General features: G+C 48.9%; 14 protein-coding genes. 6 read left to right on the top strand and 8 right to left on the bottom strand.

Going from position 1 to position 16,058, the window contains the following annotated elements; all coding sequences use genetic code 11:
- Positions 1-11: 11 nt before the first annotated feature.
- The 3 genes from ACAN56_RS29850 to ACAN56_RS29840 all read right to left on the bottom strand — a co-directional run bounded on the left by ACAN56_RS29850 (position 12) and on the right by ACAN56_RS29840 (position 4,852).
- Positions 12-1,340, bottom strand: coding sequence for an ABC transporter substrate-binding protein (locus tag ACAN56_RS29850; RefSeq protein ID WP_379147427.1), 1,329 nt, complete (start codon positions 1,338-1,340; stop codon positions 12-14).
- Positions 1,341-1,464: 124 nt separating this feature from the next.
- Positions 1,465-3,111 (bottom strand): response regulator transcription factor, encoded by a 1,647-nt coding sequence (locus ACAN56_RS29845; protein WP_379147425.1) that lies wholly within the window; start codon positions 3,109-3,111, stop codon positions 1,465-1,467.
- Positions 3,104-4,852 (bottom strand): sensor histidine kinase, encoded by a 1,749-nt coding sequence (locus ACAN56_RS29840; protein WP_231578403.1) that lies wholly within the window; start codon positions 4,850-4,852, stop codon positions 3,104-3,106. Before ACAN56_RS29840 ends, ACAN56_RS29845 begins: the two co-directional genes overlap by 8 nt.
- 363 nt (positions 4,853-5,215) lie before the next feature.
- Here ACAN56_RS29840 and ACAN56_RS29835 point away from each other — a divergent pair, with 363 nt between their 5' ends.
- Complete coding sequence (locus ACAN56_RS29835) at positions 5,216-6,106, top strand: carbohydrate ABC transporter permease (RefSeq protein WP_038588766.1); 891 nt, start codon at positions 5,216-5,218, stop codon at positions 6,104-6,106.
- Positions 6,106-6,942 carry a carbohydrate ABC transporter permease gene (locus ACAN56_RS29830; RefSeq protein WP_038588763.1) on the top strand — a complete coding sequence of 279 codons (837 nt, stop codon included), beginning with the start codon at positions 6,106-6,108 and terminating at the stop codon, positions 6,940-6,942. The genes ACAN56_RS29835 and ACAN56_RS29830 overlap by 1 nt, the downstream gene beginning before the upstream one ends.
- Before the next feature lie 88 nt (positions 6,943-7,030).
- Here ACAN56_RS29830 and ACAN56_RS29825 read toward each other — a convergent pair whose 3' ends face one another.
- The 4 genes from ACAN56_RS29825 to ACAN56_RS29810 form a co-directional block, all read right to left on the bottom strand.
- On the bottom strand, positions 7,031-8,059 hold the full coding sequence (locus ACAN56_RS29825; RefSeq protein ID WP_076114286.1) for a CapA family protein: 1,029 nt from the start codon (positions 8,057-8,059) through the stop codon (positions 7,031-7,033).
- A 76-nt stretch (positions 8,060-8,135) separates the two neighbouring features.
- Positions 8,136-8,795 carry a class I SAM-dependent methyltransferase gene (locus tag ACAN56_RS29820; protein ID WP_038588757.1) on the bottom strand — a complete coding sequence of 220 codons (660 nt, stop codon included), beginning with the start codon at positions 8,793-8,795 and terminating at the stop codon, positions 8,136-8,138.
- A gap of 173 nt (positions 8,796-8,968) precedes the next feature.
- A complete protein-coding gene (locus tag ACAN56_RS29815; protein WP_379147420.1) occupies positions 8,969-9,991 on the bottom strand; it encodes an SDR family oxidoreductase in 1,023 nt (340 codons plus the stop codon).
- Between the two features lie 18 nt (positions 9,992-10,009).
- Complete coding sequence (locus ACAN56_RS29810; protein ID WP_379147418.1) at positions 10,010-10,948, bottom strand: aldo/keto reductase family protein; 939 nt, start codon at positions 10,946-10,948, stop codon at positions 10,010-10,012.
- Positions 10,949-11,138: 190 nt separating this feature from the next.
- Between ACAN56_RS29810 and ACAN56_RS29805 the strand changes: the two genes are divergently transcribed.
- From ACAN56_RS29805 to ACAN56_RS29790, 4 genes are all read left to right on the top strand, one after another.
- The gene (locus tag ACAN56_RS29805) at positions 11,139-11,726 is read left to right on the top strand and encodes a sugar O-acetyltransferase (protein WP_379147416.1); all 588 of its coding nucleotides are present in this window, start codon (positions 11,139-11,141) and stop codon (positions 11,724-11,726) included.
- 161 nt (positions 11,727-11,887) lie between these two features.
- The gene (locus tag ACAN56_RS29800; RefSeq protein WP_038588748.1) at positions 11,888-12,919 is read left to right on the top strand and encodes an ROK family protein; all 1,032 of its coding nucleotides are present in this window, start codon (positions 11,888-11,890) and stop codon (positions 12,917-12,919) included.
- A 56-nt stretch (positions 12,920-12,975) separates the two neighbouring features.
- A complete protein-coding gene (locus tag ACAN56_RS29795) occupies positions 12,976-13,599 on the top strand; it encodes a sugar O-acetyltransferase (protein ID WP_379147414.1) in 624 nt (207 codons plus the stop codon).
- Between the two features lie 249 nt (positions 13,600-13,848).
- Positions 13,849-14,391 (top strand): NADPH-dependent FMN reductase, encoded by a 543-nt coding sequence (locus ACAN56_RS29790; protein ID WP_038588742.1) that lies wholly within the window; start codon positions 13,849-13,851, stop codon positions 14,389-14,391.
- Between the two features lie 91 nt (positions 14,392-14,482).
- Here ACAN56_RS29790 and ACAN56_RS29785 read toward each other — a convergent pair whose 3' ends face one another.
- Positions 14,483-15,982 (bottom strand): MFS transporter, encoded by a 1,500-nt coding sequence (locus ACAN56_RS29785; protein ID WP_379147412.1) that lies wholly within the window; start codon positions 15,980-15,982, stop codon positions 14,483-14,485.
- Between the last annotated feature and the right edge of the window lie 76 nt (positions 15,983-16,058).

Raw genomic sequence — 16,058 nt, 5'->3', positions numbered from 1 at the left:
ATCGAAATGTTTTATTGAGCCGATCCGAATTGGATCCAGGCTTTCTGAATTTCGTTGATCGCTTGATCCTTAGTCTTGCTGCCGCCGATGTAAGCCTGCATCAGTTCACCGAATTTCTGGTGGAAGGTATCCAGAGAGTAGTTGACCGACAGGTCGCCGGATTTCTCCGTCTTCAGGATTTCTTCCATTTCCTTAGGCATTTGCAGGTCAGGCATTGGAGCATCCTTGATTGGCGGGATTACCTTAGCCACAGTGGAGAACCAGTTTTTGCCGTACTCGGAAGTATATAGCCAGTTGAAGAACTCAATAGTTTCCTTAACTACAGCAGAATCCTTGTTGATGCGCAGCGCCTGGTCAGCACCAGTAATAATCTGGGACTGTTCCGGTTTGTCGCTGACAGGGTAGCCGGCGATGCCAAGGTCAAAGTCTGGTGTAATTTTCTTAATCGCTTCTTCATCCCATGCGCCTTTACCGTTCATAAATGCGGTTTTGCCAAGAGCGAAGTCGCTGACTTGAGCATTGCTGTCGCGCTCCAGCGGCTTGTCCGTACCGTGCTTAACTGTAGTGTCAATGTAATTAAAGAAGTTATTGTACAGCAGCGGGTGATCCTTGATGGTCGTCTTGCCGGCGATGAAATCCGCTACAAGCGTTTTAGCGTCCGTTCCAGCATCGATTGCAGCCGCATCCACAAAGTGTTGGAAGATATGCTTCCATACCCACCACTCTTTGTAGGCATTGGCGAACGGTGTAATGCCTTTTGCCTCCAGCTTGGTGATCGCATCATCCAGCTGGGCTGTTGTCTTTGGAATTTCTGTAATGCCGGCATCAGACAGCAGCTTTTTGTTGTACATCAGTACGAACAGGTTGCCTTTCACCGGAAGTCCCAGCACCTTGCCGTCGGTAGAGCTCATATTGGAGCGGACCGCATCGGTCATCGCTGCCGCAAGCGGCTCATTCGTAAGATCAGCACTGTATTCAGCAAAGGTATCAATATCTCCACCGGCTGTAGTCTGGAACACGTCAGGAGTGCTGCCGGCAGCAATTTTCGATTTAAGTACCGTATTGTAGTCAGCCTGCATAATTTCCAGGTTGATGGTAACGTTCGGTTTAACCTTTTTGTATTCTGCGATGTAGGCATTGAACGCATCGGTGTACTCTGGAGATGCGGTAAACATATTAATCGTTACGGGCTTGGAAGAATCAGTTGCGGCAGCATTATCCGTCCCGTTTGTACCAGCCGTATTATTAGTAGCGGCATTATTGTTGTTCCCGCCGCAACCGGCCAGCAGACCGCCGACGAGCAGCAGACTTGCAGATAGTCCCATAAATCGTTTTAACATGATGTTGCCCCCTTTTTCTTATGCATCTTGTGTGGTCTTGTTGCTATTCTAAATAAAAAGAAAAAGGATAAGAATGTACATAAGTGAACTTATGAGGGTAAAAAAGTGGGCTAATGTAACCGTTTCACTTTTCTACCCCGGGCAGAAGGAGCCTGAATTCAGAAGGTGAACAGTCGTAATAATTGCGGAACGCCTTGCTGAAATAGTTTTTGTCCTTATAGCCCAGCATCTCGGAGATATCCTGGATTTTGAGGGCAGGATCAGACAGCAGGTCCTTTGCCTTGTCCATTCTTACCTTTTGTACATACTCATGAATGCCGTAACTGTATTGGGCCTTGAACAGCTTCATCAAGTATTCTCTGCTCAGGAAATATTTATCCGTGAACATCGATATTTTAATATTCTCGAAATAGTGGTTATCAATGTATGCTTTAATATTTTCCAGTACATTGCCGCGGTTACCGGCAAGGGATCTGCCGATTTCACCGGCATAGACATCCAGAATATGATTCAGCACGCCTTCAAACTGCTCAAAGGAGGCAAAATCACCGGCGATCCCCAGCCCGTGCAATCCCTTGTCTTTGCCGCCGCGCAGCCGCTCAGGAACCGCATTCAGTTCCTTGGCGATATCATTCAGCAGAATAATGAACTCCTGAACCGTCCGGTCAGCTGCACCGAGGCTGAAATGCCCGGAAGACTGCCATTGTCCAGTGAATTCGCTGAGAATGCTTTTGGCATGATTCACATTACCGCTCTCCAGAATATTGCGGATAAGCGGCATCCGGGCAGTCAGCGAAGGGCTGTCCTTAACTGGAGGTTTGGTACCTGCACCGGCAGCAACAATGCCGCTCTTTAGATTCAGCAGATCAATGGCGTCCAGCGACGCTTTGGCGGTGTCATACGACTGTGCGATATCCATACAATCGCTATAAGGCTCTCCAATGCCTCCTGCACAGGCAATTCCGAACAGCTCCTTCAAAGTCGAAGCAGCCTTTTTCATATGATGCAGGGACAAAAAGGCCGCATCCTGCCCGTAACCGCCCTTCATGGTAAAGATAGCGATAAATTCACGCTCTGCCCGGGGGCTGACGAAGCTGAACGCTTCAAAATCCCCGCCGCTGTTCTCATTAATGACATTCGTTACGGCAAAATGCATCAGATCCCGGTCCTCATGAAATCTACCCTTGCGGACCTGCTCCAGATTAAGCAGCCGGACAATCCCGACAGCAAAAAAATTGCCGGGTGTATCTGCACCGATCAGCGGCAAAAAGGCTTCATTGGACTGGTTCTTGAAGCTGCGCTCGATAATCGAGAGATACATCTTCTCCTTCAGCTTCGGAATGGACATGTTCAGCGTGATGTTCCGGCTGATAAATTCGCTTTCTTTCTTGCGTTTCGCCTCCAGCAGATCGACGGCCTTGCGCAGCGCACTGTTCAGATCATTCCGGTTAACCGGCTTCAGCAAATAGTCGACAACCTTGGAACGGATAGCCTGCCGGGTATATTCGAAATCATTGTAGCCACTGATAACAATGAGCAGCAGATCCGGAAATTCATGTTCGGCGATTTGCAGCAGCTGGCTGCCGTTCAGCTCCGGCATCTTCATATCGACAAGCGCGATATCTATTTTGTGCTGCCGCAGCATGGCCAGTCCAACGTTGCCGTCCGTTGCCTCCAGCACCTGATCTACCCCTAGTCCCTTCCAGTCCCCCAGAATGTTGATGGCTTCGCGCAGCGGCTCTTCATCATCTATGATCAGTACTTTATACATGTTGTCCCAGACCTCCCCGCGGTAATTGCATTTCCATTGCCGTTCCGTGCTCATTACTGCTGATCGCCAGACCCGCTTCTTCTCCATATAAGAGCTTCAGCCGTGTATTCAAATTTTTCAGTCCGATGCTTTCATTCCCGTCATCGGACAGGTCTCCTCCAAATTCCTCCCACTGGATCTGCAGCGAGCTTAGCACTTCCGCAAGCCGTTCCCCGCTAATGCCAGGCCCGTCATCCAATACAGAAATCACATTATAGGTTGGAGTAATCCGCGCCTCAATCCTGATCGTGACTGTAGAGGATACCCTCTCCAGCGCATGCTTGATGCAGTTCTCCACCAGCGTCTGAATGGACAGCTTGGGAATACTCAGCTCCAGCAAGGTCTCGTCCCAATCGTAGACGATCTGCATCCGGCTCCCGAAACGGGCCTTCTGCAGCGCCAAATAGCGTTCAATATGCCTCAGCTCTTCCCTGGCCGCAACAACATCACGGCCGCTGATGCAGTAACGCAACGTCAAAGCCAGATTATCAACCATCTCGACGATATCGTCATTGTTGTTCTTCAATGCCTTAGTAGAAATCGCCTGCAGGGCATTATATAAGAAATGCGGGTTAATCTCCGCCTCCAGCGCTTTGAGCACCGCATTTTTCTCGACGATTTTCATTTTATAGCGTTCATTGATCAGTTCATTGGTTTTCTCCACCATCTTATTGAAATGGCGCGACAGATACGCGATCTCATCGTTGCCCTCCACCTGTGCCTCTGCATCAAAGCTGCCGGTGCTGAACCGCTTCATTTGCAGCGACAGATTTTTCAGCGGATTTGTGATCCTGTTGGAGATGAAGCTGACAAGGATCACCGAGACGATCAGAAACAGCAGGCCAATGAAGTAGTTTAATTTACGTGTCGTTGTCGCCGCTTCGTAAATTTCTTTGTAGGGAATCGGCTTAATCAGCTTCCAGCCCTCTTTTTTATTAATGTCATAGATCACCAGATATTTTTGTTCATCAGCCGACCACGTAAGTCTTCCGCCTTGGGCTGGTGTCAGCTGGTCCAGCAGGCCTGCCGCTTCACTTTTGGCATAAAATTCACGGTCATCCACCACAAACGCCTCATTATCCGGGCTGACATACATCAAATGCTCTCCGCTGCTGAACGGAATATCCTTCATGATCTCAGCGGTGACGCTGGAGTTGAAGTACAAGGACAATACCGCCTGCGGTTCTCTGGACACGATCGAACGGAGCAGCCTGTGGTAGCCCATGAAGCTTTTGTCGGTATTGATAGGATAGTCATCCTGTTCCAAAGTGTCCTGCACAAAGGATTGATAAGAACGGTTAAACGGGCTTGCCAGCGCACGCTTATACCAGGTGAGATTCTCAATCGGGGGGTGCTGGGCGACCCGGATTGTAATATTATAGTTCTCTTTGGTGACATAATAATACTTCTGCTCTTTGATCACATAGAGGGTTATGGCCTCCAGGTCATTGCGTGAAAAATAGAGGTTCTTCAGGTAATCCTCCACATACATCTTGGAAGCATAATCCTCCGATTCATGCATGATGGCGTAAGTAATCTCATCATAGGAGATTTGCGGCAGGGACAGCTGCTCGATCCCGTCAAGGTAACTCTCCAGATTACGGCCGACCAGCAGCAGGTTGTTGCTTGTGCTCGTTATTCTGCTGTTCACTGATTCCTTGCGCAGCATTCCATAGGAAATGAACGTCAGCAAAGTAACCACCAGGATAATAATGGTCGTGAACAGCAGAATCAGCTTATTCGCCAGACGGCGTGAAATCCGCTCCAGTAAAGGCTCAAACAGCTTATGCAGAATTGATCTAATGATGTGCGGCGGCCTCCTTTGCTTGCAGGGTTCAATACCGGAAATGGTTGCCTCTGCAAAATGCCAGGACCCTTTTCTCCAGCTTCAGCATCTTTTTGGTGTTCTTTTCAGTTCACCTTTTTACCCCTAACTGTACTCTTAAATCCATTTTTGAGTATAGGGGTCTGCTCTATAATACACAATATAGACTAACCGGAATGGTTATGTGTGGCAAGCCAGGCACATTACTCCCACCCTATAAATACAAGAAGAGGTGCTTCCATGTTAAAAACACTCGGCAGAAAATGGCGTGAGAAAATAGAATTCGGAATTTTCACGCTTCCTGTTCTGATCTGTATCGCTGTAGCATTCTACATTCCTTTTGCCATGACCATCCGTTATTCGATGACCAAATGGAACGGGATTTCCAAACATCCCAAATTTGTCGGACTGGATAACTTCAAGCAGATCTTCACGGGAGATACCAACTTCTCCGATTCGGCGTGGTTCACCATCAAATATGCGGTGCTCTACATCATACTTGTTAACGTGCTGGCCATCCTGCTGGCCGTGCTTCTGGACATGAAGCTGAAGACGACTTCCTGGCTGAGAGCGGCTTTCTTTATCCCTTATATCCTCAGTCTTGTTATCGTCGGCTTCATCTGGAAATTCATCTTCATGCAAGGCTTCAACTCCCTCGGAGAAAGTACAGGCTGGGGCATATTCGGCCTAAGCTGGCTAGGGACGCCGGGACTGGCCTTCATCTCGATCTTAGGAGTCTCCATATGGCAATCAGTCGGCTTCTATCTCGTCATCTATATTGCCGGTCTGCAATCTGTACCTGAAGACCTGAAGGAAGCAGCCACCGTGGACGGTGCCGGACCGCTGAGAAGATTCTTCAGCATCACCCTGCCGCTGCTCGCTCCATCTATCACCATTTCGGTATTCATGGCCCTGACCAACTCGATCAAGGTGTTCGACGTTATCCTGTCGCTGACCGGCGGCGGCCCTGGCGGAACTACCTACAGTATCGCTTATGATATTTACCGGGATACCTTCCAGAACAATCTGTACGGATATGGTACGGCAAAAGCGCTCATCCTCTTCCTGGCTGTGCTTGTCGTGACGATCATCCAGCTTACGTTCTTCAAGAGAAGAGAGGTTGAGGCATAATGAAAACAAACAACAGCAAAGCGGGCAAGATCATTCTGGAAGTTGTTCTGGTCCTCCTATCTCTTTTGTTCTTGTATCCGCTGTTCCTGACCGTAATCAACTCTCTGAAAAGCTTCAGTGAGGTCATGACTGACGTTATCGCCCTGCCGAAGAAGTTGACCTTCAGCAACTACTCCTATGTGTGGGAGTTCATCAATTATCCAAGATTGTTCCTGAACAATTTCATTATTACCGGCGTCGGCCTGCTGGGAATCGTGTTCATTTCGTCCATTGCGGCTTATAAGCTTGCACGGACGAAATCCAGATGGAGTGGAGTGATCTACTTCCTCTGCATCATGCCGATGCTCATTCCGTTCCAGTCGATCATGCTGACCGTACTGCAGACTGCCAAGAACCTGAACCTGTCCGAAAGCACTTGGGGACTGGGTCTGCTGTATTGGGGCTTCGGAGCTCCGCTGGCCGTATTCATCTATCACGGCTTCGTCAAAGGCATTCCGCTGGAAATCGATGAAAGCGCCACGATCGACGGGGCTTCCGGCTTCCGCCTGTTCTTCAGTGTAATCTTCCCGCTGCTGAAATCGGTAACGACAACCATCGTCATCATCGACGTCATGTGGATCTGGAATGACTTCCTGCTTCCGCTGCTTATGGTCAACGGCTCGCCGGATACGAAGACACTTACACTGGCGGCTTATACATTCGTGGGCCAATACACTTCGGACTGGCAATATGCGATGACGGCCATGGTAATGGCTGTACTGCCGTCCATCGTCGTATTCATCTTCCTGCAGAAGTATATTGTTAAAGGCGTTGTCGCCGGGGCAGTGAAGGGCTGATTTCAATACAGTGTTAAACTTCATATGACAAAAAAAGAGCATGTGATTAGCCATTTGGCTCGATCACATGCTCTTTATATTATTGAGGTCAGAGATCCTCTGTAACTGTACCGTCTGCCGCTACGACAGCATTGAACGACAGCTTGTTCATTCGCTTGATGGTCTCCTGATTATAGGCGTTGCCCATAAAATTCGGCTGTCCGCCCATAATCTTAACCGGCGTAATTTTGCCGGTTACGCCGCTATCGCTGATTGTAAAGTTGACCAGCATCGAATGCAGGGTCTTCTCTCCGCCGCGCGTAGATCGGTTGAACACAAAATTACCCAGCGAATAGTAGATCGGCTTATGCTTGTAATATTCGATCCCCATCAGGTTGTGGCTGTGCGCACCAAGGATAATATCCGCACCGCAGTCGATCATTTGCTTGGCCAGTGTCCGGGCGTAGTCCTCCGGATAGTCCTTGAACTCCTGGTTCCAATGGATATACACAATGGTATAATCGTTGTCCTTAGCCGACTTCTTAATCGCACCCATCAGCGGCTCCGCAGTGTAGGCTGAAGCAGCTCCGGGATTGTTTTTCCCGGCATACCAGGAGGTGCCGGATAACACGCGGCTTGTGCCCAGCACAGCTATCCGTTTGCCTTTGACAGTCTTAATATACGGTTTGAAGGCTTCTTCAATATTGTTGCCTGCACCCGTATGGCCAATCTTGTGCCGGTCCAGATGCACCAACGTATCCAGCATGGCATTCTGCCCGTAATCCAGGATATGATTGTTGGCCACGGTCACGCCATCAATTCCCGCATAGCTGAGTCCACCCAGTGTTTCCGGCTTGGAGCGGAAGGCAAAGGTCTTCTCGGCCGCCTTCCCTCTAACCGATACCGGCGTCTCCAGATTCGCAAACGCAAGATCCGCTTTCTGCAGGACCGGCGCCACTTTGGTGAATGGAAAATGAACCCCGTATTTTGCAATCTGCTCGCCCACAAAACCGTCCAGCAGAATATCTCCGGCAAAAGCAAGTGTGATGTTCTCCTGCGCCGCTGCCCCTTTGCTAAATACAGCAGACGAGGGAACAAGCAGGCACAATATAACTGTAATGATTGCCAATCTTTTCAATACTCTAGCCCCTTTTTATAAGATATTGTTCTACTATACTGAAAGCAGATTCTTAAAAGAAGGGTATAAAGTCCTGCTAGTTTTGCGCTTTTTTGAGCACAGCTCTGAAACAATTCAGTCCGCCCCACAAATCCGTTCGCACAGCATCCTCAGGAAGATTGAAATCCGTCTCCCCCCAATACTGGAATCCGGACTGCAGCAGCACGTCGTTCATCAGCGGCAGATTGACTGTAGGATAATCAAAGGTCAGTACCAGCAGGCCCTCTCCGTTCAGCGTTCTGTGGAACTCCTGCACCGCACGCACAGAATCCTCCAGCGACAGATGCTCCAGTACCGAGATGCAAAAAATCGTATCAAAGCTCTCATCGGCATACGGCAGCTTGGTGAGATCGGCCTGGGCCAGATGAAGACTTGTTGTCCGTCTCGCCCCTGCCTGCCGCGCCGCTTCGGCTCCGATATCATCGGCAATGTTCTGGAGGATCGCTTCCCTTGACAGGATGCGGGCATCAAGATCACAGGCATAGACCTCGTCGCTGAATCCGGCGAGATAGAACTTCAGCGGATGGGAAATGCCGCAAGCGGCATCCAGCACCACATCATGGGGCGAAATAAAGTTTGTACACCACTCGTATTCATAAGGGCGGCTCCACCAGGATTCCGGCAGATCGTAAATCAGCTTCTCACGGCGTGCATCGGAATTTACAAAAAAACGGGAGACATACGGATGTGTCGGCATGGCCAGGACTCCTTTTAAGGGAATTTCGGTAGTGAGAGTATATTCAAGATTCCCAGTTTCATGCCACGCCCTCACATCAGTACGTAGAAGCAACAAAATTCCCCACAAAAAGACGGTGATCCTTATTAGGAATCACCGTCTTTTGAGCTTATGTGCAGCCTATGAGCTTAAGCTTAAACGTAATAAGAAAGCAGCTTGGGATCGATGCCATGTTTGCCGATCAGGTTGTCCAGCATCTTCGACCATTCCTGGTCCATCAAGCACAGCTTAGGATGACGCTCAAACCACGCCACCGACAGCTTCACTCCTTCTGCGAATGGAACCGTAGCCTCGTAATCCGGCACAAGCCGTTTGATTTTACTGTTGTCAAACACACTGCTTACCGCCTGGTCCCCGATCAGGCCATCCGCCGTGCCCGCCGGTGTATGGGCTGCGATGAAATCCGTGGAGATATGCACAACCTTCGGCTCTCTGCCTGCAGCCTCTCCAATGGCAGCATAAATCTGATTCCAGCTCAGCACTTCATCAGAAGTGATATGGACAGCCTCTCCAATGGCTTCAGCATGTCCCAGCAGGCCGACAAACCCTTTGGCAAAATCGGTATTGTGGGTCAGCGTCCAAAGTGAGGTTCCATCCCCATGAATCACGAGGGGCTGGCCTTTGCGGATGCGCTCTACCAGTGACCAGGGATGCTGCCAGCTCGTCAAAGCTGCAGGAATTGCTGTAACGCCATAAGTATGCGACGGACGGACAATTGTAACCGGGAAGCCGTTGCTGCGATGGGCTTCCAGCAGCAGTTCCTCACAGGCGATTTTATCGCGAGAATACTGCCAGTATGGATTGACAAGCGGCGTCTCTTCTGTGATCCGGTAATGCCGCTGCGGCTTCTGGTAAGCCGATGCCGAGCTGATAAAGATATACTGCTTCGTCTTGCCGGTGAACAGATCAATGTCGAGCTGCACCTGCTCAGGAGTGAACGCGATCCAGTCTACCACAACATCAAATTCATACCCCTTCAGCACTTCACGGGCTTCCGCCCCCTTGCGGATATCTCCCTGGATCACCTTCGCACCTTCCGGCACGAATTCGCCCCGCTCTCCGCGATTAAACAGATACAGCTCTATCCCGCGCTGAACAGCCAGTCTGGAGACGGCCTCGCTGATTAATCCTGTCCCTCCGATAAATAATACCTTCATCTCTGTCTGCTCCTCTCTTTAGCCCAGAATCTCTTCAATCTTGCTCACAATATCCCCGGAGAGCTCTATGCCTGAGGCCAGAACATTCTCCTCAACCTGCTCCGGACGGCTTGCACCGACCAGCGCGCTTGCCACATTAGGCTGACGCAGAATCCAGGCCAGCGCCAAATTGCCGACAGAAATGTCCAGTTCAGCCGCAACACCCTCAAGCTGACGCACTTTGGCAATCTTCTCATCCGTTATCCCTTTACGCATCCAGTCCAGCTTAGCTGCCCGGCTGTCCTCAGGAATATCAGAGACGGAGCTGTACTTACCCGTCAGCAGACCTTGGGCCAGCGGGGAAAAGACAACTTGTCCGATTCCTTTACGCTGGCCGAGCGGAATGATCTCTTTCTCAATATAACGTTCGAACATATTATAAATAGGCTGGTTAACAACGATATGATCCAGCAGGTAACGGTCGGCGACCGCGAGCGCTTCCGCCATTTGCGCTGCCGTCCATTCACTTACACCCACATAGAGCACCTTGCCCTGACGGACCAGATCATCCAGTGCCCGCAGTGTTTCTTCAATAGGAGTTTCCGGATCATAGCGATGGCAGTACATAATGTCCACATATTCGGCCCCAAGCCGTTTCAGACTGGCATGGCACTGCTCGGTAATATGCTTGCGGGACAATCCGCGGTCATTAGGCCCCTCCCCCATAACGCCGAAAACCTTGGTCGCCAGAACATAGGACTCGCGGGGAAATCCGCGTAAAGTTTCGCCCAGCACTTTCTCCGCCGCTCCTTTTTCATATACATTGGCCGTATCAAAAAAATTAACACCCAATCCGTAAGCGGTTTCAATGGCTTTAACGGCATTCTCACGTTCCACGTAACCGCCGTAAGTCAGCCAGCTTCCCAAGCTGATTTCACTGACCTTAAGCCCTGTTCCACCCAATCTGCGATACTTCATATCACACCTGCTCCTCTCCATAGATCCGGCTCTAATGGCTCCGGTTGTTTTGTACACAACTTTTATTTTAGATCAGTTCACCTGTAAATTCCATCCTATTTGAATAAAATAGAAATCGTATGGTAAAATTTAAAGGTCTATTTTACCAATATACGGCAATAAAATGATAGGAAGTGGAGATCAGATGGTTATGACAGAAAAAGAGAAATCACATTTAGGTTTATTGTACGATGCAAATTATGACAAGGAATTGATCGAAGAACGTTTATACGCTAAGGGAATGTGTTATGAATACAACCGGCTGCATCCGGCAAATACCGAAGGTAGAGAAGAAATCATCAGAAAACTTCTGGGAAGCACAGCAGAGCGGTTCCTGATCGAACAACCTTTTGTGTGCGACTATGGCTATAATATTGAGATCGGAGAAAATTTCTATATCAACCACAACAGTGTAATGCTCGATGGGGCGAAGATTACCTTCGGCGACAATGTATTCGTAGCGCCCAACTGCGGATTTTATACTGCAGGGCACGCACTTGACGTGGAACAGCGCAATCAAGGGCTGGAAGTTGCCTTTCCGATTGCAGTTGGAAACAACGTCTGGATTGGCGGCGGCGTAAGCGTCCTGCCGGGCGTGACCATCGGTGACAACACGGTCATCGGCGCCGGAAGTGTCGTAACCAAGGACATTCCCTCCGGTGTGCTGGCAGCCGGCAATCCCTGCCGGGTCATCCGTGAAATTACGGAAGCAGACCGGGATAAATACCGGCGGGAATAGCCGTCTGAGTCCATTGGATATTGTGATCTTAAGAAAGCAGCCCTGGTGAGGGCTGCTTTTTTCTTTGGCATACTGGACAATTGCAAAAACTCAGGGTATATTATTTACAATACTTTTAATAACCAATATCGAAAGTGTCGAAGGTATGGAGGATGCACCCAATGAATCAGATCGCCAACAATTCTATGCGCGTTAAAAGGATAAATCAGGAGCTGATCAAGGAAGCCTTAAAAGCGATGAAGCAAGGCACAAAGGCTGCGGTAGCCAGCGTTACAGGGTTAAGTATAGCGACCTGCGGAAACATCCTCAATGAGCTGGTAGAAACCGGCGAGGTTATTGAGACCGAACTGGAAGCTTCCAGCGGAGGACGTCCGGCAAGGCGTTTCCTGTACAATGCCGATTTCTCCTATATCGCCTGCATCTATGCCAAAACGGAGGACGGCTCGTTATCCTTAACCTTTGCGGTAACAAATTCAACCGGTGAACTTGTGGAACAAGGTCTGCTGGAACCCGAGCTTATCGACGCGGCAAGCTTTGATCATCTGGTCGCAACGCTCACACAGAAATATAACAATATTAAGGCCGTTGGCATCGGTATTCCGGGTCTTGTTCATCAAGGTGTTATTAATATTTGTGATATCCATTCGTTAATCAATGTTCCGCTGGAATCACTGCTTAAGGAGAAGTACAACGTCGAGGTCACTGTTGAAAATGATATGAATCTCACCGCCTACGGATTCTATAACAAACAGTCCTATGATGAAGACAAAACCATCGTGGTGCTGACCTTTATCCGCGGCAGCTTTCCGGGCTCGGGGATTATAATCGACGGACATATTCACAAGGGAAATACCCGGTTTGCTGGCGAAGTTTCTTTTTTGCCCTTTGGAATTTCCCGGGAAGAGCAGTTCATCCGCTTAGGTGGAGATGATACCTTTCTCCCTTTGGCCGTGCATGCTGTAGCTTCATTGACCGCGGTTATTAATCCGAAGACCATTGCACTTACGGGAGAGCAATTCAGACAAGAAGATGTGCAGCACATTCTGGAAAGCTGTCTGGAGATCATCCCCGCAGAACATATGCCTCAGCTTATCCTGCTGGATGATCCTGATGATGATTACATGAACGGCCTTATTGCCATCACACTCGAAAGCATGACGTACTCTTTACAGCTTATAGAGAAACGCCGGTAATTCTGGCGGCAATCTTGCAGTAAAGATAATAAAGAACACTTCAGGAGGCCGAAATCATGGCGACAAACAAAGAAAACATGCTAGCGGGCAAGCTATACCTTGCCGGAGGCGGGGAATTAGCCCGAGACCATAAGAAATCCAGAATGCTCACCCGTTTGTTCAACAACAGTACGGAAGAACAGTTAGGATATAGAGTGGAATTGCTCAAGGAATTATTCTGTTCTACAGGGGAATCCTTGTATATTGAACCCCCTTTCCGCTGCGATTATGGCTGCAACATCTCAATCGGCAATAACTTCTATGCAAATTATGACTGCATCATCATTGACGTGGCACCCGTAACCATCGGCAGCAATGTGTTATTTGGTCCAAGGGTAGGTGTATATACTGCCAGCCACCCCATTGATGCAGAGGTCCGCAATACCATGCTCGAATTTGGCAAACCGATTACTATTGGAAACAACGTGTGGGTCGGCGCAAACACAGTAATAAATCCCGGTGTCAACATTGGCAACAATGTGATCATCGGTTCCGGGGCCGTAGTCACCAAGGATATTCCCGATAATGTTATTGCTGTGGGCAACCCCTGCAAAGTGCTTAGAACCATTACTGAAGAAGACAAACAGCATTGGGAAACTCTCAAAGACGAATATTACAGAGACATTGAGATTGATCAATAAGCAGCATCAGAATCCGCCGTTTTGGCGGATTTTTTTAAAATATAAGATTTTATTTCCCGCTGAAACGGATACCGTCCTTTTGAGGACGGCGAAGCCGTTTCCACTTGTAGTACGTCTAGTAATTTCTGCTCAAACTTAAAAGATTAATAGTTTCGAAAAACCACTTGCTTTAAAAAAGTAATATGCTATAATAAACGCATAGAAGTTATTAGAAACTATAACTAAGAAATCACTCAGGAGGTAATTCAAATGACAAAGTTAAACATCGGTATTATACTCGGCAGCACTCGTCAAGGACGGGTAAGTCCGCAAGTAGGTGAATGGGTAAAAGGAATCGCAGACGCACGCGGAGATGCCAACTATGAAATCGTGGACATTGCTGATTTCAAATTGCCGCTGCTTGGTGAAAGTGATAATTACGCACCCGCTCAGGCTTGGGGAGCAAAGCTTGCCACACTCGACGGATTCGTATTTATTGCCCAGGAATATAATCACAGCCTTACGGGAGCACTTAAGAATGCACTGGATTCTGCCCGTGATGAATGGAACAATAAAGCTGCAGGTATCGTAAGTTATGGTTCTGCAGGCGGTGTACGCGCCGCTGAACACTTGCGTGGAATTCTCGGTGAACTGCAGGTTGCGGATGTCCGGGTACACCCGCTGTTGTCCTTGTTCACAGACTTCGAGAACGGTACAGTCTTCAAACCGGCTGATCTGCATACCGCAAATGTAAACGCGATGCTTGATCAAGTGCTGGCCTGGAGCGGAGCGCTAAAGACATTGCGTCAATAATAGAGGAACGGTATTTCGGGCCACTTCACACTGTGAAGTGGCTTTTTTGCGTTACTCCCTTTCCCCTCTCTTCATCTCCTGATGCCCAGCGCTAAAGCTTTAAAAGATCATGAGCCTTGGACCGCCCTCCGGCCAACCGGACGATTAGCGACGCTGCTGCCAAAAATACAGCTACACCCGCAAGAATAATAAAAAAAGAGTGGTCAAAGGCAGTACGGCCTGCCTCTTTCAATGCTTCTGCAGCCTGAGGAGGCAAGCCCTCTGCAACCAGCAGTGCTTCATCCAGACTGTCCTTCACAATCGCAGGCACCTTAAGGCCCGAAGGAATTTTCATCGACAGGGAATACACAAGCGCCGACATACTTCCGATGATCGCTATGCCCGATGCTCCCCCCATCTCATATGCAACCTCTTCAATGGACGCAGCCATCCCTGCTTTATGTGAAGGGGCATAGTTCATAATCGAATGAGAGGCAGCTGTCATACCTGCTCCCAATCCGGCACCCAATAAAGCCAGTCCAACAATTTGCCCGGCAATCCCTGCATTAAACTGCGTTAAATAGATGGCCATCCCCAGACTGGCAATCAGCAGAGAGAGGCTCTTCAACCGGATAACATCAAAACGGTGCATTACAGCCCCCGTTATCGGGCCGGCAATTAAAGCTGCAGCCGGGATGCTTATCGTGAACAACCCTGCTTGGAGCGGTGTCAGACCTTCCACCAATTGAAGACGCTGGGTCACAATATATTGAATCCCCATTTGTGCAAATGCACCAACCAGGGCAGTGATAAAACCAGTGGAGAATCTTGTGATTTTGAATAAAGAAAGATCAATTAGCGGACTGCTGCTGTTGTTCTGGCGGCGGATAAAGATGATCAGTGCCAGGGCACCGGCAACGGCCCCCATTATGGCGAATGTTATGGACCCGTCACGCCGCGCAAATTCTTTAATTGAGTAGATAAGTCCCACCATAGCGATCATGATCTGGATCGAACCGATGAGGTCCCATTTCTTATCTTTATTGCCAGCATGTTGCGGAACATACATCACTGTTAAGGCCAAGGCAATGATCGCAATCGGCAGGTTAATCAGAAACACGGAACCCCACCAGAAATGTTCCAGCAAAAGCCCGCCGACAATCGGACCAAGTCCTGCACCGCCTGAGGAAATGGAGCCCCAAATGCCGATCGCAAGTGCACGTTCACGATCATCCGTAAAGGTAACTCTGATAATGGACAATGTTGCAGGCATCATCATGGATGCTCCAACTGCAAGAAGAACCCGGGCTGCAACCAATACTAGAGGGACGGGGGAAAAGGCTGCAGTAAGTGAAGCAACAGAAAATACGAGCAACCCGAGGGTGAAGATTTTTTTATAACCCAAACGGTCCCCAAGTGTCCCCATCGCCGGAAGCAAACCCGCCATAACAAGAGAGTAACCATTGAGAATCCATAATTTTTCTGACGCAGACGCACCGAGATCATGCGTTAAGCTGGGCAATGCAGTATACAGGATGGTCATATCCATCACAATAAGCAAAAGTGCGCTTGATACGATAGCCAGAATCATCCAACGTTTGAACTTAGACATGTTGTTCCTCCAATAATACAAAGTATATTTTACATTACAAACGTTAAACTATAGGGTAACCCTATAGTCAAGCGAT

Source organism: Paenibacillus paludis, from assembly GCF_042610515.1.
Taxonomy (GTDB): Bacteria; Bacillota; Bacilli; order Paenibacillales; family Paenibacillaceae; genus Paenibacillus_AQ.
This window is presented reverse-complemented; position numbering and strand designations above follow the sequence as displayed.